Below are 17,937 nucleotides of genomic sequence, written 5' to 3'. Positions count from 1 at the left end.
CGCGCTAATGCGGCGCCACCTTCGAAAACACGTTGATGACCACCGCACCGGCCACGATCAGCCCCATGCCCAGCAGCGCCGGCGCATCCAGCCGTTGTCCGTGCACGGCCCAGGCCACCAGCGAAATCAACACGATGCCCGCGCCCGACCACATGGCGTAGGCGATGCCGACCGGGATCACGCGCAGCGTCAGTGCCAGGAAATAGAACGAGATGCCGTAGCCCAGCACAGTAAGCAGCGATGGCCACATGCGCGTGAAGCCTTCGCTCGATTTGAGTGCCGCCGTGGCGGTGACCTCTGCGCAGATCGCGATTGCCAGAAATATCCAGTTCTTCATCGCGGCACCTTGCCCGTGGAATGCGGCGACCATAGCGGCAGGCACCGGCTTGCATGCAAGCCCGCCGCTGTGCGCCATTGCCTGCGCCGTCGCTTGCTGAAAGCAGGCTAATGAAGGCACGGCGGGCCGGCACTGGCAGGCAGGTGCATCGGTCGTTTTGCCGTAGCATGCACGGGCACCACGCAGCTCTTGCGCTTGACGGTCGGTTCCGGCTGTACCGGCGCGTGTTCTTTTCACGCCAGCGCCGTTGTCTGGCGACCATGCGATGTCGCCATGCCGGGCTATCAGACCCAGATCCACGAGTTGACCTTCGGGCAGCTGACCTACGTCATCCGCGCGCTGGCTGACAAGCAGCAGTACGCCGATCCCGATCAGACCGCTGCCGATGCCGGTATCTCATCGGCGCAATGGAGCTTATTCGGCCAGGTCTGGCCCGCTGGCCAGTTGCTGGCTGAGGCCATGGCCACGCGCCCCATCGAAGGCAAGCGCATCCTCGAGCTCGGCTGCGGCCTGGGCCTGGCGAGTCTGGTGTTGCGCAGACGCGGCGCCGATGTGGTTGCCAGCGACTATCACCCGCTGGCAGAAGTCTTTCTGGCCTACAACGCTGCGCTCAATGCGCTGGCATCGGTGCCGTATCGCCGTCTCGACTGGGACGCCAGCGGGCCGAACATGGGCCAGTTCGACATGATCATCGCCAGCGACGTGCTCTACGAAACCCGCCACGCCACCATGCTGGCCAAGTTGATCCCAGAGCTGGCCAAGCCGTCCTGCGAGATCGTCGTCAGCGACCCCGGCCGCGGCAATGCCAATGCGCTGTCGCGCATGCTGGCCGACATCGGCTTTTCATTGATCGCCGGCGAACGCCAGGCCTCGGTGCAGGTGGCCAAGGCGCCGCGCCTGTTCGTCTACCGGCGCAACATGGACAACTGGTGGCCGGCAGGCGGCTGATCGCGCAGTTGCGTCATCACGGCACAGGCGTGTAGGCAGACAGCAATACTGGCCGACGCGGGTCGGCGGCAATTTCCTTGTGCTCGCGCAGACGCAGCGCATCAGCGTCGGACGTGTCCTGGGTGTTCATTTCCCACGCCTCGATCACGCGCTTGTGGAACACGAAGGCGCGGCGGCTGCGGTCGTAGCGAAAGGTGATGTAGTCGGTCCAATGCTGGCCGCACGCCACTCCGTTTTGCACGGTGAAATACGCACCCTTCGCGAACAGGCCCTGGTCGCTGTCCAGAAACGGATCGCACTGCCCGCCTTCGTCGGCCTTGAAGATCACCCGTGTATTGCGTGCGGCTTCGACAAAACGACCGTCCGCGTTCGCAACCAGCACCAGCAAGGTGCGCGGCGGCGCTGCTCGGCCATTGGTCCGCAGCGCATCTTCTGCGGAGGCGCGTAACGCGACGACATAATCTTGCCGGCCATCGCCGGTGAGATCTGCGCTGGCGACACGCATCACCGATTGCCCGGCAGGCAGTAATTTGACGGCACCCGCGGGCAACGTGGCGGCGGCAGCTGGCATCGCCATTGCCGTCGCGATGACCATCGCTGCTGCACACCAACCGCACCGTGTCGTCATTGCCATGTCCTGTCTGCATCGAGGCTGCCAGCATAGCGGTCCATGCCGGCGGTGACGCGTGGCATGCAGCGGCAAGAGGCAGAACGGCCTCGTCGACGCACACCCGCAGCGCATGCGCAGGAGTGCGCCAACATCCTGTTGGGCGCCTGCTACGGTGCCCAGACGCTTGGCGACCACGAAGAGCGTCTATGCGCTGCCCTTCAGCATCTAGAGCAGGCCCTGCGCCCGTTTCCTGGTGCCGGGCCTGCTGAAAATACAAAGCGCGCGGCTGCGCCACTTCATGTGCTGCGCGACCGGCACTCGCTGGGCAGCATCACCTCGTTGACTGCTGCGCGCGAACGGAAGGCCGGGCCTGGCGACTTTAATCATGACTGCTACCGGATTCTGTGCAGAGGCCTGGAACCGCATCCGCACAACGCGTGATTGCGACAAGCCATGCCCAAGATTGAAGGCGGCACTCCGTTCACTGCAGCGCATGCAACGCGTCGCACGTCGCCACAGCAATTGCACACTGGCGCCGCTCGCGCGGCCGTTGCGCTCCGCCGCCACACAACAAACGCAGTTCAGTCGCAAAACGCTCGCGAGTCCTCAACTGCGTTTCAGCGCGCAGCTGCGGTATTCCTTGGGGTCGAGAAACTCAGCCAGACAGGAGCCCACGCGCAGCGCCTGCTCGCGCGCGTCGCCACGGTACTCCCCCTGCCCTGCACCCTCGATCGTGGCTACGGGCGCGGCGCGGTCGCGGTGGTAGACAAACGCGGTCGAGAGCCACTGCGTCGCGCCAGGCGCCTGGCTTTCCAGGGTCTCCACGCGAAATTCACCGCAGTAGCCGTGGATCAAGGTGCGTCGAAGTGTCTTGTGCGTCATGCGCACAGTATCGCCACGCGCAGTTGAAGACGGCGTGGAAATCGATTGCATCGCGCGGCACCACAGAGCTGTGCAGATGCCCAGCCATGCCAAACGGACACCCAAATCTGCGTCCACACGCGACTAGCCAAGCGTTGCCACCGCGCACATAACACGAGCAACGCGCACCGTGGGTGCAATCGAGCGAGTCACAGGGAGCAACGGATCCGGTGATACCCGGGAAGCCTTGCGAACGAAGGCTTGGAAATGGTGGCCGAGGACGGAATCGAACCGCCGACACGGGGATTTTCAATCCCCTGCTCTACCAACTGAGCTACTCGGCCACTTACCTGCAACACGATGCCTGCGTTGCGAGGACGCGCACTATAGCGAGCAGGCGCAGTTTGGGCAAGCGCTGCGGCCAACTTTGTTGCTGCCCGCTGTCGGCGCCGCGTTTCTTGCACCGGTTCACGCCGCGCGGCGGGGGGCATGACCTAGCCTGCATGCGTCCACCGGAGACTGTGATGCGCCTGCCCCGCCTGCTGTTGTGCTTCATCGCCCTACTGCCGCTGACAGCGTTTGCACAACAGCCGGTGCGTGCGGTGCCGCAGCTGGATATCTCGCGCTACGCCGGCCAGTGGCACGAGATTGCGCACCTGCCGGTGTCGTTCCAGAAGAAGTGCCGCAGCGACATTACCGCCAGCTACACCTTGCGCGACGATGGCTTGATCGGCGTGCGCAATGGCTGCCGCACCGCCGATGGCAACCTGACCCAGGCCGACGGCGTGGCGCGCCCGGTCGAGGGCCAGCCGGGACAGTTACAGGTGCGCTTTGCGCCGGAATGGCTGGGTTGGTTACCGCTGGTGTGGGCCGACTATTGGGTCATCGCGCTCGACCCTGAGTATCAATGGGCGGTGGTCGGCGAGCCGGATCGCAAATACCTGTGGATTCTGTCGCGCTCGCCACAGATGCAGCGCACGCAGCTCGAACGGCTTAAGGCGCAGGCGACCGAGATGGGCTACGACCTATCACCGTTGATCGTGGCCGCGCCGTTGTTGTGAGGCTTGTCCACGACCCAGCCCGCTGAGCCGCCACCGACGCCGCGCGTGCTCAGGGGCAGCGACCGTACTGCGTAGTATTCTTGGCACCGCCTCATTCCGCCAAGGACCCGAGTACATGCGTCGTGCCTATCGCCTTCTTCTTGTGTCGCTGGCCTGCGGGCTGCTGCTGAGCGCCTGCGGCGGCGCGGTGCGTCGGGTATCCGAGCCGGCCGCCAGCATTCAGCAACTGACCGTGCGTGCCGATGGCTCCTGGTCGGTGGACCTACGGCTGCAAAACTACAGCAGCATTCCGATGCAGTTCGAACGCGTGGCGCTGGAAATCTCCGCGGAAGACCAACTGGCCGGCAAGCTCGACCAGGCAGTCGGCATGTCGATCGGCCCGGAAACCGCCGACGTGGTCACCGTCACCCTGCAACCGACCTCGCTGGGCCGCATCACCGTGGCCGATGTTCTGGCCGGCGGCCGCTCGTTTCCGTACACGCTCAAGGGCACGGTATGGGCTACTCCGCAGGACAAGAAACAACGCGATTTCGCGGTGCAGTCGCGCAATACGCTCAGCCCGGCCCCCGGCCTCAACGGCGTGCTGCGCTAACGCGCACGCCTTCTGCACCCTCTTTGCAAGGATCCCGCATGAGCAGCTACAGCGCCCCACTGACGGACTTCCGCTTCGCCCTGCACGACGTGCTCGGCGCGCACGCCTTGTTCGCCAGGCTCGGCTACGCCGATGCCAGCACCGACATCATCGACGCCGTGCTCGAAGAAGCTGGGCGCTTTACCTCGCAGGTGCTGGCGCCACTTAACAGCATAGGCGACGAGATCGGTTGCGCGTTCGACAAGAGCACCCGTGCGGTGACCACCCCGCCCGGCTTCCGCGCTGCCTACGACCAGTTCGTGGAAGGCGGCTGGAACGGCCTGACTGCCGAACCGCAATTCGGCGGCCAGGGCATGCCGCATACGCTGGGCGTGCCGCTGAGCGAAATGATCAATGCCGCCAACCTGGCCTGGGGCAACTTCCCGCTGCTGTCGCATGGTGCGATGGAAGCGCTGCGCCAGCACGGCGAAACCTGGCAGCAGGACGTGTTCCTCAAGCCGCTGATCGACGGCCGCTGGACCGGCACCATGTGCCTGACCGAGCCGCATTGCGGCACCGACTTGGGCTTGCTCAAGACCCGCGCCGAACCCAACACCGATGGCAGCTATGCCATCACCGGCACCAAGATCTTCATCACCGCCGGCGAGCACGACCTCACCGACAACATCGTGCACCTGGTGCTGGCCAAGCTGCCCGACGCGCCTGCCGGTGCCAAGGGCATTTCGCTGTTCGTCACCCCCAAGTTCAAGGTGGACCGCGACGGCACCGTGGGCGAGCGCAACGCGCTGCACTGCGGCTCCATCGAGCACAAGATGGGCATCAAGGGCTCGGTGACCTGCGTGATGAACTTCGAAGGCGCACAAGGCTATCTGGTCGGCCAACCGCACAAAGGCCTGCAGGCCATGTTTACGATGATGAACACCGCGCGCCTGAGCGTGGGCCTGCAAGGCATCGGACTGTCCGAGCGCGCCTATCAGAACGCCCTGCGCTACACCCGCGAGCGTCTGCAATCGCGCGCGCTCAGCGGCGCCAAGTTCCCCGACAAGCCGGCCGACCCGATCATCGTGCACCCGGACGTGCGCCGCATGCTGCTGACCATCAAATCGCTGACCGAAGGCAGCCGCCTGCTGGCGCTGCACGCAGCCAGCCTGGTCGATGTGGCCCACCGCGGCGGCAGCGAACAGGAACGCGCCGATGCCGAGACCCTGGTGAGCTTCCTCACCCCGATCTCCAAGGCTTGCCAGACCGAATGGTCGATCGAAAACACCTACCACGCGCTGCAGTGCTTCGGCGGCCACGGCTACATCCGCGAATACGGCATGGAGCAGCTGGCCCGCGACGCGCGCATCACCACCATCTACGAAGGCACCACCGGCATCCAGGCGCTGGACCTGATCGGCCGCAAGACTGCCGCCAGCCAGGCCGCCGGGCTGAAGCTGTTCCTGGCCGATGTGGAAATCTTCGCCAATGCGCAGGACGGCAATGCGGCGCTGGCAGAGTTCATCAAGCCGCTGCGCGACAAGTGCAGCGAATGGGCGATGCTGACCCGCGATGTGCTCGATCGCGCCGCGCGCAACCCGGACGAACTCGGCGCTGCGAGCTACGACTACCTGTTTTATTCGGGCTACGTGGTGCTGGCGTATTGGTGGGCACGCAGCGTGGCCGCGGCCGATGCATCGGCGCATGGCGAGGACTTCAAGCGTGCCAAGCGCGAGACTGCGCGCTTCTACTTCGCCCGCATCCTGCCGCGCACGCTGACCCATGCCGCCACCATCCGCAGCGGCGCCGCACCGCTGATGACGCTGGAAGCGGAGTTGTTCGGCGAAGGCTGAGCCGCACCTCGACCGCTCTCTGCGAGCGACGAGCCTTGGCCTTGCAGGAGCGCGCTTGCGCACGATCAGGCGTTGCCGATGACGCCTGATCGCGCGCAAGCGCGCTCCTACACAGCAGGCGAGGCGAGTCATGCGGGGCGATGGGCCGAATCGATGCCGGCCATGTGAGGGCGCCTGCTTTCAGCCGCACCTTGCCCACGCACACACGCTTCAGCACCAGGTGTTCGCTGCGATACACAAACTGTCAACGATCGGGTATAAGCTGTTTTCCCGATGGAGACAGACACGCACGTTCGTGATGTGATCGTCCCCGGAGGCAGCCCTGCCCCGGACGCGGGCAGCGCTGTCGCTGCGATCCACCAACTCCCTACGCTTCGCCTACTGTCGCTCGATGCGCACGGCCGCGTGCTGGATTGGATCAACTGGCAAGATGCTGCCTGCCTGTACGCCCGCGATGCGGTGTCGTGGACACTGGGCGAGCCCTGCATGCAAATCCACGGCGGCATCTCGCGGCTGACCGGCGAGCGCAGCACGCTGGAATTGCACCCCATCATCGCCGCACGCGGCCATGCCCGTTCGCGCGCGCTGGACCCGACCCCCACCCTCAGCAACACCGCCCTGTTCGCACGCGATTCGCAGTTGTGCATGTACTGCGGCCAGCATTTCAGTCGCCCGCACCTGACCCGCGATCACGTCATGCCGGTTTCCAAGGGCGGACGCGACAGTTGGGAAAACGTGGTGACCGCCTGCTTCCAATGCAACTCGCGCAAGGCCAACCGTACTCCGCAACAAGCGCATATGCCGCTGCTGGCAGTGCCGTACCGGCCGAGCTGGATCGAGCATCTGATCCTGTCCAACCGCAACATCCTGTCCGATCAGATGGCATTCTTGCGCGCGCAACTGCCCAAACGCTCCAAGCTCTCGCTGTAGGCCGGCGAGCCACGCGTCGCGGATCCTGGCTGGCAGCGGCGCGCACAATCTTCCAATGAGCGCCACGACATCCGCGGGTGGCGGAGCCTGGACGGTACGTGCCGTTGCCCCACTCGCAAAGCGTCGGTCCTTTCACCATGCACCACCTGTCCGAGACGACGCCACACCCGTCCGAGGGCGATCAACTACATACCTTCCCTGATGCGTCGGCATTTCCGCCAGCCGACGCGCGCGGACCAGTCGTGCGCCAGGCAAACACGCCGCAATCGGCACATCGCCCGGTGCGGCAGATTGCCGCAGGCGCTCGTGAGCGTCACGCGCCCCAGGCGTAACAGCGCGCGTGCCCATCACTTCCCGCCGACAGCTGAACCGGTTTGCTTGCCCGGCCTTCGCATGGGGAGGACAATACGGCTTCAGATTAATGACACGATGATGATCGACACCACCCGCTATCCGCGCCTGTCCCGCATCCAGACGCCCGACGACCTGCGCCGCTTCGACGAAGCCGAGCTGGCCGCGATCGCCGAAGAACTGCGTTCCTATCTGATCGAGTCGGTGGGCAAGAGCGGCGGGCACTTCGCGGCCGGCCTGGGCGTGATCGAGCTCACCGTCGCCCTGCACTACCTGTACCAGACCCCGGTCGATCAGCTGGTGTGGGATGTCGGGCATCAGACCTACCCCCACAAGATCCTCACCGGCCGGCGCGACCAGATCCACACGGTCAAGCAGAAGGACGGCGTGGCGCCGTTTCCCAAGCGCGAAGAAAGCATCTACGACACCTTCGGAGTGGGTCATTCGTCGACCTCGATCTCGGCTGCGCTCGGCATGGCCATCGCCGCGCAGCGCAATGGCGACGACCGCAAGGTGGTCGCGGTCATCGGCGACGGCGCGATGACCGCCGGCATGGTCTACGAGGCGCTCAACCACGCCGGCGGCATGGACCCGGAACCGAACCTGCTGGTGATCCTCAACGACAACCGCATGTCGATCTCCGAAGCGGTGGGCGGGCTGACCAAGATGCTGGGCCGCGCCAGCGGTAGCCGCACGCTCAATGCCATCCGCGAAGGCGGCAAGAAGATCCTCGGCGACAAGAAGAACAACCCCACAGCGCGCTTCGTGCGACGCTGGGAAGAACACTGGAAAGGCATGTTCGTGCCCTCCACGCTGTTCGAGGAAATGGGCTTCCATTACACCGGCCCGATCGATGGCCACGACCTGCCCAGCCTGGTCGGTGCACTGAAGACCCTGCAAACGCTCAAGGGCCCGCAGCTGCTGCATGTCATCACCACCAAGGGGAAGGGCTACGAGCTCGCCGAAGGCGATCAGATCGGTTATCACGCGGTCGGCCCGTTCGACCCGAGCAAGGGCCTGGTCGCCAAGGCCGGCGCCAAGAAGCCGACCTATACCGATGTGTTTAGCGACTGGGTCTGCGACATGGCCGCTGCCGATCCGAAGCTGCTGGTGATCACCCCAGCGATGCGCGAAGGCTCGGGCCTGGTGCGTTTCAGCAAGGAATATCCGCAGCGCTATTTCGATGTGGCGATTGCTGAGCAGCATGCGGTGACGCTGGCCGCAGGCATGGCGACCCAGGGCGCCAAGCCAGTGGTGGCGATCTATTCCACCTTCCTGCAGCGCGGCTACGACCAGCTGGTGCACGACGTGGCAGTACAGCAGTTGGATGTGCTGTTTGCGATCGATCGCGGCGGCGTGGTCGGCCCGGATGGCGCGACCCATGCCGGCAATCTGGACCTGAGCTTCCTGCGCTGCGTGCCGCATATGGTGGTGATGGCGCCGGCCGATGAGGCCGAATGCCGTCAGATGCTGAGCACCGGCGTGCAGTACCAAGGCCCGGCGGCGGTGCGCTACCCACGCGGCACCGGCCCCGGCGCAGGATTGGACAGCTCGCTCGCCACCCTGCCGATCGGCAAGGCGCAGCTGCGTCACGGCGGCACCCGTATCGCCCTGCTCGGCTTCGGCGCGACCGTGGATGCGGCTGAAGCAGTCGGCCGCGAACTGGGTCTGACGGTGGTCAACATGCGCTTCGTCAAACCGCTCGACAAGGCGATGCTGCTGGAGCTGGCAAAGACCCACGCCGGCTTCGTCACCATCGAAGACAACGTGGTTGCCGGTGGCGCCGGTTCTGGTGTGTCGGAACTGCTCAATGCCGAAGCCGTTACCTTGCCGATGCTGCATCTGGGCCTGCCGGACAGCTTCCAGCACCACGCTAGCCGCGAAGACCTGCTTGCAGAGGCCGGTATCGACCAAGCCGGCATTCGCGCCGCGGTGTTCAAGCGCTGGCCGCAGCTCATGACCAGCCAGCCGCCCTTGAATGCGGCGGCTGGCTGACAACGCCTGACAGCTCCGCGTTACGCGGTGCCGCTCGAGGTCGGCGGCACTGCGCCAGTCCGCGCAACCTCATCCACCAACTGCACGATGCGCGCCTGCGACTGGATCGTCTGCAGCTCGGCCTGCAAGTGACGCACGCCCAATGGCACCTCATCAACGCTGAGCGCCTCGCGCAACAGTGCCGGTAGGCCGTCCAGATCGCGCAACCACCAGGCAGCGCCTGCCACCTGCAGGCGAGCAGCGTGGTCGAACTGGTCGTAATCCAGCGGGTAGACAATCGCCGGCAATCCTGCGGCCAGGCAGGCATACAGAATGCCTGCGCCACCGTGGTGAATCACCAGTGCATAGCGCTGCAAGTGTTGCGCGTAATCCACGTACGGCAGCCGTTGATAATTGCCCAGCCCTGGCTGCAGCGGCGCTGCGGTGTCGCCATCGCTGAAATGAAAGATCACCTCGGGGAACTGCGGCGCCAGCGCACGCAACACGCCATCCATGCGCTGCTTGACCCATTGCAGATGCGTGCCAAGCGTCACCAGTACATGCCGGCGACCGGCGACGAAGTTGGGCGCGCTCACCGAGCAGGGCGGCGTGCAGAGTTGTGGGCCGACGAAGCGCACTGCCGCAGGCCAACGCTGTGCTAGCTCGAACGACGGCACGCCCAAGGCCAGGATGCAGTGCGGCGAATACACCGCCTCACTGCGATCGCTGCGATAAATGGCCGGCAGCCCGCAGGCGCGCATCTGGCGCCGATAGCAGAAGTGCAAGGTCCGTTTGAAGCCGCGCGTGAGCCGGCGCGCCACTGCATGCCAGATCCGCTGCAACGGCGTGGTCGCAGGCAGCAATCCACCGAAGTACACCGGTGGCCCGTCAGTGTTTTCGATCACGCACGGCGACGGCATGCTGGTCCACCACGCGATACCCATCGTCTGTGCGACCAGTCCTGCACTGGGCAAGGTGAAGTCGACGATCACCAGATCGGGCCGCCGCGCGCGCCAGCGCTGTTGTAGCGCTTGCCCGAGCTGCGCCATTAGACCGAGCGCGCTGTGTAGCTGCCGACGCAGACGCAAGGGGTTATGGCCCACGGCATGCGGCGGGTTGGCGATGGACAGCAGCACGTGATCGGCCTGCGCATCCAGCACACTGTCAGCGGTGAGCCCACACGCACGGATGCGCGCCTGCGCGGCCGGCGTACTGATGACGCGCACGTCATGCTGCGCCGCAAGCTGCTGCGCAATCGCCAGGATGGGATGCAGATGGCCGCTGTAAGGTGGTGCGATCAGATCAATCCGCATGCGTTATGTCCCATCGCGCCCGTTCGAGTTGGGTAAGAAAGCGCTGGCAATCGGCAAGCACCTCGGCGTTGCGCAGGTACGCCATGTGCCCGCATGCAGGCCTCAGATCCACGCGCCCACCGAACAGCGCGCGCGAGATCCAGTCGCCACGCCCTTGCACGACGCGCAGCTGGCCGAACGCTGAGGGCGCATGACACACAGGGCCGTATGCAAAAACGGCCAGGCGTGCACGCAGCGCATCCGGCAACTGCAAAGCGCTCAACAACTGCAGCCCGCAACTACCGGCAAGAAGCAGGGTCATCGGCGCCTGTTCGAGCAACGCATGCACACGCGCGCGATCGGCATCGGCAACACGGGCATTGCGGGCCGCAAGATACTGCCGCGCATTGGCCACGCTGGCCCGCCACAGCGGCGTGCGCCGATGCGGCGCGCTGTTGCGGCGGTACGGATAATTGCAATCCACCAGCTGCCGGCCTTTGCCCTGCAGCTGCCGCACAAACGCCACCTGCTCCGCACTCAAAGCGCAACATGAAGGATTGCTTTGTCCGGTGAGGAAGGCGATCTGCAGCGGGCCTGGCTCATTCCGCACGGAAGCACCCGTTGGACAACACGCGATAACGCCGCGTGCGCCAGCGAATCGTGCGCACCAGCGCTGCGTGCAGCAGATGCAGCGGCTGCAGACATTCGGCAACGATCGAAAGCAACACGCAGTGGCGCATTGCGCCGGACACGCGCCATTGCACACCGCACAGCAGCAGCGCGCGTACCAGCAAGACGATCGACAACGAGCGTGCGGCCGGCCAGCTGTACTGCATGCAAGCGCAAATCAGCATGGCCAGCAGGAGCACCGGCGGCAGCCCCTGCAACACGCCGATGGCGCTGCGCACGCCCAGGCGCTGACGGCGCAGCAGGATCGATGCGAACAGCATCCAGCGATGCATCTGGCGCACGTACGCAGGCAAATCCGGTATCGCGGTGCGCATCGCCACCGGCGCGGTGGATTGCCAGAGTCGCCCGCCCCGCTCGCGCACCAGGGTGGCGAACGCCAGATCGTCGGTCAGTTGCTCCAGCAGTGCAGTAAAACCACCCCAGCTGCGAAGTCGCTCGGTACGCACGGCGTAGCACATGCCGTTGATGGTCAACGGCGCTGCGAACGGTAGCCAACCCAGATACGTCAGCGCGGCATTGTTGTTGACGAACTGTGCCAACAAGCGACCCGCCACCGTGGCGCTGTCGCAGTAATACGGCAATGCGGTGACCACATCGGCATGGGTTAGATCACACAACAGCTGCGATAGCGCGCGGCTGCTGAGATGCGCATCGTCGTCGAGAATCAGGCTGACCGGCGCATTGATGTGCGGCAATGCGTAATCGAGTTTCCACGCCTTGGGATTGATGCCGCCAGGCGCCGGAGGCACCTGCACGCGTGCGATCTGCACCTGCGGATGCTGCGCGATCACTGCATCGGCAGCGGCGTTTCCCGGACCATCGTCTGCGTCCAGCAACCAGATGAAGTGCGCCTGCGGCGATGCCTGCACGTTGGCAGTGAGCACCTCTTGCAGATGCGCGTCGCCACCAAGAATGGGCTGCAGAATCGCCACGTCTGCCGGTGTTGCAACGGCAATGGGCGCTGGTCTAATGCGTTCGCCACGCATGACCCACAGCACGGCAACCGTTTTGACCAGCAGCACGGCCAGATACAGCACGGCCAGGGTCGGAACGATCAGCTCCATTGCGCTGCCTGCCAGCGCACGAAGGCCTCCACGCCCTCGTCCAGACTGACACTGGGCGGGCCGAGATCGGCAAGCGTGCGGCGTGGGTCGAAGGTCTTGGAATAGGCGAACACGCCTACGCCGAAGCGGGTGATCGGCGGTTCGCCACGCAGATGCAGCACGCGATACACCGCCTCCACTACGCTGGCCATGCGCAGCGCGGTGCTGATCCGCACTTCGCGCTGCGGCAACGGCAGCCGCAGGCGCGTCAACACATCCAGCAATAGCTGCTGCAGATCCACCGGCTGCGCATTGGTGAGGTTGTAGGCCGGCTGCAGCTGCGGCGCGGTGGCCGCGCGGTACAGGTAATCGCACAGCGCATCGATATAGATCAGGTCACCGATCACCGGCTGGGTCTGGCCGACGAAACGTGGCAACACGCCCTTGCGTGCCGCGGCGATCACGCGCGGGAAGAGCACCGTGTCGCCGGGCCCGAACACGGCACGCGGGCGCAAGACGCTCTTTTCCCCGGGATAGTCATCGAGCAGGGTTTCGCCAAGATATTTGGTTTCTGCGTATGTATTGACGAACGCCGGACCGATCCGGCTGTCTTCGTCCAGATCGTATTGATGCGCTTCGCGATAGAACACCGAGCTGGACGACACATACAGCAGGCGTGGGCAGCCGTTGCGTTTGCAGAAATCGATGACATTGGCGGTGGCTTGCACGTTGTGCAGCTGAAACTGCGCACGCGTGCCCCACGGCGATGCCAGCGCAGCCGCATGAATCACCACATCCGGCCGCCAATCGAGTGAAAACGGTTGGCTCAGATCGATGCGGTGGTAGTTGGGCAGATCGCTGGCGCGGCGGCCGATGCCGTGAATCTCGACACCCGGCCATTCCTGAAAGCGCCGCAGGAACGAACCACCGACAAAGCCGGACGCGCCGGTCACAAGAATGCGCAGGCTCATCGCCACTCCGGTTGATAACGGTCAAGGCTGGGTTGGCAGTGCGACGGCAGGATCGCCAGCTCCGGATGCGCCTGCGACAACGCGTGCAAGTGATGCACGGTGCGCTGGAATGCGCGCCAATCGTGCATCAGCAGACGTGTGGGCCAAGCCGGCCATTGCAGCGTTGCCCAGGTGGCCGACGACCATACGGCGTCCGCACACAACAACACCTCGCGGTCGTGCTGATCGCGTACCAACAGCCCCATTTGGCCGGGTACGTGCCCGGGTAGCGGTACCGCGAGCACGCTGCCGTCTGCGAACAGATCGTAGGCCGGGCCGAGCGTCTGCCAAGCTCCGCTCAACACACGCTGCGGTGCCTGGTCGGCAAATTGCAGCCGTTGGTCGAAGTCGTCGGGTAGCAACTGCGGTAGCAAGGCGCGACGCAATCCGCCTACGCGCGAACAGCTGCGCAACTGCTGATAGTCCGCGCGCAGGCAGAGAAAGCGCGCATTCGGCAGATCGCGCAGACCGCCGACATGGTCGGCATGGAAATGCGAGATCAGGCACCAGGCAATCTCATCCAGCGCCACGCCGCGCTTGGTCAGCTGTGCGCCCAGGGTTTCGTGGGTGGGCAAGCGCACTGGCGTGGTCCAGCGATACAGACGCTCCGGCCAGGGATCGGTGGCGCGGAAAAAATGCGTGGCATAACCGGTGTCGTAGAGCAGCGCGCCACGCTGCGGATGCCGGATCAACACGCTCAATGCCGGGAATTCCACCGCATGCCAATGGCCATCGGCACGCACCATGCGTTCGCAATGGCGACAGTGGCCGACGCGCAGCAGTTCGAGCGACACGCGCACCGGCATCAGTAGCGCAACACCATGCCGCCGATGGCGAGCCCGGCGCCGGTGCCGAGCAACGCCACCAGATCGCCGCGCTGCAGGCCGAGTTCGACACGTGCGTGATGCAACGCATGCGGCAACGAAGCGGCGACCTGATTACCCGTGCGTTGCAGGATGCGCACCACCTGATCGGGGCGCAGTTCCAAGGTCTGCACCACATGATCCAGACCGCCACCGGAGGCCTGGTGCGGGACCAGGCAACGCAAGGCTGCAGTGGTGGTGCCGGCCTCCTGCAGCAGCTGTTCCCAGAACGCCGGCAGATGCCGCGCGGCGAAGCGGTAGGCCCGCCGTCCGTCCATGCAGAACACGCGCGAGGCATCGGGCGCATTGTCTTCGCCGTGCGGATACCGCGTACCGCCACCGCGAATGCGGCACAGCTCCGCGCCACTGCCATAACTTGCCAGGCGGCTGGAAAGCAGCGCCGAGCCTTGCTCTGCATCGCTGCGTCCGACCACCACTGCAGCTGCGCCATCGCCAAACAAGCCGGCCGTGGCCGGCGTCGCCGCATCCAGTCCGACCGATGCGACCTCGCTGGAGACGATCAGCACGCGCCGGTAACGGCCAAGCGTCAGTGCGTTAGCCGCCATATCCAGTGCCACCAGAAAACTCAGGCAGGTGGCATTGACATCGAAGGCGGGAATGCCGGAATCGCCGAGGCCGAGCGCGCGTTGGATCAACACCGCTTGGCACGGGATCGGCTGCTCCATGACGCTGCAGGCGGAGATCAGGCAATCGATCTGACTGGCGTCCAGACCGGCGCTGTCCAAGGCCTGTTGTGCAGCGGCTGCACCCATCGACGATGCGGTCTCGCCCTCGCCCACGTAATGGCGCGTTTCCACGCCCAGACGCACGAACGTGGTACCCGCCGGCAACTGCCAGCGCGCGTCCAATTGGTGCGAGGTCACTTCCGTCGCCGGAAGATGGCACCCGGTGCCCAGAATGCGCAGCGGCAATGCGTTCAACGCGGAACTCTCAAGACTGAAGGCGCGCAGCATACCGTGGCGGCATCGGCAGGCCTAACCCTGCGCCTTGTATGCCGATGCCCCACCCAGAGTGCATGCCATCGACGCGTGCCCGACGCGCTGCGGCCGCATGATGCAACGACCGACCTGTGCCTGCATCTGTGATCGCGCTCGGCAGGACGCGCCAGACGCAGTTACCGAAACCGGCTCAAGGCGCTTCCACCTCATAGCCCAGCGCCTGCAGTCGTGCCAGATAGCCATCCGGCGCGGTCAGCCGGCTGATCGACAGCACCGCGAAGGTGCTGCGATGACGTTGCAGGGCGGCGGCGGCGATGCTTAGCCAATGGTCGCGCATGCGCCGTTCCAGATCGTCGATGCCACGCTTCTTCGCGGCACCGGAGCTAGCCACCGCACTCATGCAGGCGGCCTGCGGGTCTTCGCGCGGAAGCTGACGCAAGGCCTCGAGATCGCCCACCGACCAGGCATTGGCACGCTCCACCATCGTGGGCAGATCGCGTTCCACCGTCACCAGAATGCGGCGGAAACATTCGATGTCGTTCATGCCACCAGCACGGAATTCCTTGAGCGCCTGGCGCGGGTCCGCGATCTTGTAGTCAAGCGCCGTGGACGTCGGCGTGATGCCTGCGCGCTTGGCGGCACGCTCCACGACCGACCAGATCACCGGCGAGCGGGCCAGGCCCGAGCGTTTCAGCGCTGCCTGATACAATTCGCCGGCGGCCAGCATCGGGCGCTTGCGCTCGACGCCGCGGTCGCTGCCGAGATAGCGGGCTTTGGCCACGCTCCAGCGCGCATACAGATCGGGCGGCAGCACCTCGCGCAGTTCGCGGCCATCCTCGTTCTTCATTGCCTTCATCGCCGATGGCAACAACGTCAGCCTGCCGAAGAACCCCAGGCCGACATCGAGCTCTATGGTCGGCGCCATCAATACCTGTTGGGATTGGCCGATGATGGTCTCCACTTCGGTCGATTGCCATTGCAGACGTTTGGGCAGCGGCGACTGCGTGCCCAGTATCCACAACACGTGGTCGCCCTTGCTGACCTTCCACAAGCCCGGTCCGGGCTGCACGCCGCGCACGACCATCGCCTCCAGATCCACCACCGGCGGTGGCATAGTCTTCGGTGGCACGGTCTCGCCGGCGGTCGCCAACAGCGACACCAGCATCAAGGCCATTGCCCATCCCGCTGCCTTGCGTTGCATTGCGTGTGGCCCCCTGTTTGAGGTGGACAGTACGCAAACCCGCCAGCGGACGCGTTAGGGAAGCGTTCGGCCGGACTCGTCGTCGATGGTTAGCGTGGAAGCAGCGTCGCCAGGTGCGCGGCCAGCGACGCGCCCTCGTCAAGCAGCGCGAAGCCTTCCCATACGAAGCCCGGCGACACCGTGCAGCCCACCAGGGTGAAGTCACCGAGCGAGCGTGCCGCTTGCCAGCAGCCGGCGGGCACCACATGCATCGGCTCGCCGCGCTCGGCGGCATCCACGATCACACGCTGCAATTGCTCGCTGGAGGCGTCGTAGATCAGCAGTTCCAGCGCATCGCCGTGCTGCCAATGCCACGTCTCTTCGGCGTCCACACGGTGCCACGCGCTGCATTCGCCTGCACTCAGCAGAAAGCGGATGGCGGTCAACGCGGGGCGCGTCTGGCCGCGGTCGGTGATCTGGCGTGCGGAGGCATACACGCGGCGATAGTGCCCGCCTTCCGGATGCGGGGCGAGGTCCAGCGAGCGGATCAGGGCGGCGGCGGTCGGATGCATACCTGCATGCTAGACCAGACACGCCACTGCTGCGTCAGGGCAGCTGTTTGCCCGCGCGCAGGCAGGTGCGGAAGAACACCAGCAGATCCCAGCTATAGCGCTTGAGCAAACGGCGTGGCTCGTTGAGCAGCCGATAGATCCATTCCATATGCAGGCGCCGCACCCACTCGGGCGCACGCTTGGCGGTACCCGACAAGAAATCGAGCAACGCACCCACACCGAAGACCAGCGGCACGCTCAGCGCGTGGCTGTGATCCAGGATCCAGCGCTCCTGCAGCGGGTTGCCGAACGCCACCAGCAACACATCGGCACCGGAGCGATTGATGCGCTCTGCCAGTGCCTCGCCTGCCGCCGCGAATTCGCCGTAGCCATCGCACATGCCGACCACCTGCTGCCCTAATGTCTCGGTCAGCGTGGCTGCAGCGGTCCTGCCGACCCCGGGACGACCGCCCAGCAAAAAGAATTTGAGCGGCTGCGCGCTTTCACGGCACAGATACGGGATCAGGTCGGTGCCGTTGAGGTTGCCGGCGAAACGGCGGCCGTGGATCAGCCGCGCGGCCAGATCCATGCCGATCCCATCGTTGACGATGCGTACGCCAGAATCGCGCATGCGCATGCGCAGCGCCTGGCACTGCACGATGAAATTGGTATTGGCGAAGAACACACGACGCGGCTGACGGGCTGCCAACGCATGGAACAGATCCAGCGCGAAAGCTTCCTGCGTGGTGGACAACACCGGAAAGCCACCTAGCGGAATCACCACACCGGGTGGCGTGGTCCCGCTGGCGATTCCCGTTATTTCTACATCCACGCGCTGGCCCTGCATCATCGA

The 17,937-nt window shown here is 65.1% G+C and carries 18 protein-coding genes and 1 tRNA gene; 6 read left to right on the top strand and 13 right to left on the bottom strand.

Going from position 1 to position 17,937, the window contains the following annotated elements; all coding sequences use genetic code 11:
* Positions 1–4 precede the first annotated feature (4 nt).
* Positions 5–337, bottom strand: coding sequence for an SMR family transporter (locus tag M0D43_RS19850; RefSeq protein WP_039523025.1), 333 nt, complete (start codon positions 335–337; stop codon positions 5–7).
* 273 nt (positions 338–610) lie between these two features.
* On the opposite strand from M0D43_RS19850, the gene M0D43_RS19845 reads away from it, so the two are divergent.
* Positions 611–1,285 (top strand): class I SAM-dependent methyltransferase, encoded by a 675-nt coding sequence (locus M0D43_RS19845; RefSeq protein WP_101363731.1) that lies wholly within the window; start codon positions 611–613, stop codon positions 1,283–1,285.
* Positions 1,286–1,301: 16 nt separating this feature from the next.
* Here M0D43_RS19845 and M0D43_RS19840 read toward each other — a convergent pair whose 3' ends face one another.
* The 3 genes from M0D43_RS19840 to M0D43_RS19830 form a co-directional block, all read right to left on the bottom strand.
* A complete protein-coding gene (locus M0D43_RS19840) occupies positions 1,302–1,862 on the bottom strand; it encodes a hypothetical protein (protein WP_252165136.1) in 561 nt (186 codons plus the stop codon).
* Between the two features lie 639 nt (positions 1,863–2,501).
* The gene (locus tag M0D43_RS19835) at positions 2,502–2,777 is read right to left on the bottom strand and encodes a hypothetical protein (protein WP_101363997.1); all 276 of its coding nucleotides are present in this window, start codon (positions 2,775–2,777) and stop codon (positions 2,502–2,504) included.
* A 247-nt stretch (positions 2,778–3,024) separates the two neighbouring features.
* Positions 3,025–3,100 (bottom strand) — tRNA-Phe (locus M0D43_RS19830).
* A gap of 180 nt (positions 3,101–3,280) precedes the next feature.
* Between M0D43_RS19830 and M0D43_RS19825 the strand changes: the two genes are divergently transcribed.
* From M0D43_RS19825 to dxs, 5 genes are all read left to right on the top strand, one after another.
* Complete coding sequence (locus M0D43_RS19825) at positions 3,281–3,817, top strand: lipocalin family protein (RefSeq protein ID WP_252162711.1); 537 nt, start codon at positions 3,281–3,283, stop codon at positions 3,815–3,817.
* A 115-nt stretch (positions 3,818–3,932) separates the two neighbouring features.
* Positions 3,933–4,409, top strand: coding sequence for an LEA/WHy family protein (locus M0D43_RS19820; RefSeq protein ID WP_252162710.1), 477 nt, complete (start codon positions 3,933–3,935; stop codon positions 4,407–4,409).
* A 38-nt stretch (positions 4,410–4,447) separates the two neighbouring features.
* A complete protein-coding gene (locus tag M0D43_RS19815; RefSeq protein WP_252162709.1) occupies positions 4,448–6,241 on the top strand; it encodes an acyl-CoA dehydrogenase C-terminal domain-containing protein in 1,794 nt (597 codons plus the stop codon).
* A gap of 273 nt (positions 6,242–6,514) precedes the next feature.
* Complete coding sequence (locus M0D43_RS19810; RefSeq protein WP_104621445.1) at positions 6,515–7,171, top strand: HNH endonuclease; 657 nt, start codon at positions 6,515–6,517, stop codon at positions 7,169–7,171.
* 432 nt (positions 7,172–7,603) lie between these two features.
* Positions 7,604–9,517 (top strand): 1-deoxy-D-xylulose-5-phosphate synthase, encoded by a 1,914-nt coding sequence (dxs, locus tag M0D43_RS19805; RefSeq protein ID WP_260808296.1) that lies wholly within the window; start codon positions 7,604–7,606, stop codon positions 9,515–9,517.
* Positions 9,518–9,537: 20 nt separating this feature from the next.
* On the opposite strand, the gene M0D43_RS19800 is transcribed toward dxs, so the two are convergent.
* The 9 genes from M0D43_RS19800 to M0D43_RS19760 form a co-directional block, all read right to left on the bottom strand.
* On the bottom strand, positions 9,538–10,809 hold the full coding sequence (locus M0D43_RS19800; RefSeq protein WP_252162708.1) for a glycosyltransferase: 1,272 nt from the start codon (positions 10,807–10,809) through the stop codon (positions 9,538–9,540).
* The gene (locus tag M0D43_RS19795) at positions 10,799–11,398 is read right to left on the bottom strand and encodes a hypothetical protein (RefSeq protein ID WP_252162707.1); all 600 of its coding nucleotides are present in this window, start codon (positions 11,396–11,398) and stop codon (positions 10,799–10,801) included. The genes M0D43_RS19800 and M0D43_RS19795 overlap by 11 nt, the downstream gene beginning before the upstream one ends.
* Positions 11,388–12,542, bottom strand: coding sequence for a glycosyltransferase family 2 protein (locus M0D43_RS19790; RefSeq protein WP_252162706.1), 1,155 nt, complete (start codon positions 12,540–12,542; stop codon positions 11,388–11,390). The genes M0D43_RS19795 and M0D43_RS19790 overlap by 11 nt, the downstream gene beginning before the upstream one ends.
* Positions 12,533–13,492, bottom strand: coding sequence for an NAD-dependent epimerase/dehydratase family protein (locus M0D43_RS19785; RefSeq protein ID WP_252162705.1), 960 nt, complete (start codon positions 13,490–13,492; stop codon positions 12,533–12,535). Before M0D43_RS19785 ends, M0D43_RS19790 begins: the two co-directional genes overlap by 10 nt.
* Positions 13,489–14,337: an MBL fold metallo-hydrolase gene (locus M0D43_RS19780; RefSeq protein ID WP_252162704.1), complete on the bottom strand. Its 849-nt coding sequence runs from the start codon at positions 14,335–14,337 to the stop codon at positions 13,489–13,491. The genes M0D43_RS19785 and M0D43_RS19780 overlap by 4 nt, the downstream gene beginning before the upstream one ends.
* Positions 14,337–15,368, bottom strand: coding sequence for a ketoacyl-ACP synthase III (locus M0D43_RS19775; RefSeq protein ID WP_252162703.1), 1,032 nt, complete (start codon positions 15,366–15,368; stop codon positions 14,337–14,339). Before M0D43_RS19775 ends, M0D43_RS19780 begins: the two co-directional genes overlap by 1 nt.
* A 175-nt stretch (positions 15,369–15,543) precedes the next feature.
* Positions 15,544–16,554 (bottom strand): TraB/GumN family protein, encoded by a 1,011-nt coding sequence (locus tag M0D43_RS19770; RefSeq protein ID WP_252162702.1) that lies wholly within the window; start codon positions 16,552–16,554, stop codon positions 15,544–15,546.
* A gap of 89 nt (positions 16,555–16,643) precedes the next feature.
* Positions 16,644–17,105 (bottom strand): cupin domain-containing protein, encoded by a 462-nt coding sequence (locus tag M0D43_RS19765; protein WP_252162701.1) that lies wholly within the window; start codon positions 17,103–17,105, stop codon positions 16,644–16,646.
* Between the two features lie 34 nt (positions 17,106–17,139).
* The gene (locus M0D43_RS19760; RefSeq protein WP_252162700.1) at positions 17,140–17,934 is read right to left on the bottom strand and encodes a WecB/TagA/CpsF family glycosyltransferase; all 795 of its coding nucleotides are present in this window, start codon (positions 17,932–17,934) and stop codon (positions 17,140–17,142) included.
* Positions 17,935–17,937 lie beyond the last annotated feature (3 nt).

This window comes from Xanthomonas prunicola, assembly GCF_025266575.1.
Lineage (GTDB): Bacteria > Pseudomonadota > Gammaproteobacteria > Xanthomonadales > Xanthomonadaceae > Xanthomonas > Xanthomonas prunicola.
The sequence above is the reverse complement of the archived record's forward strand: the minus strand, read 5'-3'. Positions and strand labels throughout refer to the sequence as shown.

Excerpts from the sequence above, each read along its gene's own strand:
- M0D43_RS19835 (WP_101363997.1), bottom strand. The coding sequence starts at position 2,777 with ATGACGCACAAGACACTTCGACGCACCTTGATCCACGGCTACTGCGGT.
- M0D43_RS19785 (WP_252162705.1), bottom strand. The coding sequence starts at position 13,492 with ATGAGCCTGCGCATTCTTGTGACCGGCGCGTCCGGCTTTGTCGGTGGT.
- M0D43_RS19765 (WP_252162701.1), bottom strand. The coding sequence starts at position 17,105 with ATGCATCCGACCGCCGCCGCCCTGATCCGCTCGCTGGACCTCGCCCCG.
- M0D43_RS19780 (WP_252162704.1), bottom strand. The coding sequence starts at position 14,337 with ATGCCGGTGCGCGTGTCGCTCGAACTGCTGCGCGTCGGCCACTGTCGC.
- M0D43_RS19770 (WP_252162702.1), bottom strand. The coding sequence starts at position 16,554 with ATGCAACGCAAGGCAGCGGGATGGGCAATGGCCTTGATGCTGGTGTCG.
- M0D43_RS19840 (WP_252165136.1), bottom strand. The coding sequence starts at position 1,862 with ATGGCGATGCCAGCTGCCGCCGCCACGTTGCCCGCGGGTGCCGTCAAA.
- M0D43_RS19800 (WP_252162708.1), bottom strand. The coding sequence starts at position 10,809 with ATGCGGATTGATCTGATCGCACCACCTTACAGCGGCCATCTGCATCCC.
- M0D43_RS19810 (WP_104621445.1), top strand. The coding sequence starts at position 6,515 with ATGGAGACAGACACGCACGTTCGTGATGTGATCGTCCCCGGAGGCAGC.
- dxs (WP_260808296.1), top strand. The coding sequence starts at position 7,604 with ATGATCGACACCACCCGCTATCCGCGCCTGTCCCGCATCCAGACGCCC.
- M0D43_RS19760 (WP_252162700.1), bottom strand. The coding sequence starts at position 17,934 with ATGATGCAGGGCCAGCGCGTGGATGTAGAAATAACGGGAATCGCCAGC.
- M0D43_RS19820 (WP_252162710.1), top strand. The coding sequence starts at position 3,933 with ATGCGTCGTGCCTATCGCCTTCTTCTTGTGTCGCTGGCCTGCGGGCTG.
- M0D43_RS19790 (WP_252162706.1), bottom strand. The coding sequence starts at position 12,542 with ATGGAGCTGATCGTTCCGACCCTGGCCGTGCTGTATCTGGCCGTGCTG.
- M0D43_RS19815 (WP_252162709.1), top strand. The coding sequence starts at position 4,448 with ATGAGCAGCTACAGCGCCCCACTGACGGACTTCCGCTTCGCCCTGCAC.
- M0D43_RS19845 (WP_101363731.1), top strand. The coding sequence starts at position 611 with ATGCCGGGCTATCAGACCCAGATCCACGAGTTGACCTTCGGGCAGCTG.
- M0D43_RS19825 (WP_252162711.1), top strand. The coding sequence starts at position 3,281 with ATGCGCCTGCCCCGCCTGCTGTTGTGCTTCATCGCCCTACTGCCGCTG.
- M0D43_RS19850 (WP_039523025.1), bottom strand. The coding sequence starts at position 337 with ATGAAGAACTGGATATTTCTGGCAATCGCGATCTGCGCAGAGGTCACC.
- M0D43_RS19775 (WP_252162703.1), bottom strand. The coding sequence starts at position 15,368 with ATGCTGCGCGCCTTCAGTCTTGAGAGTTCCGCGTTGAACGCATTGCCG.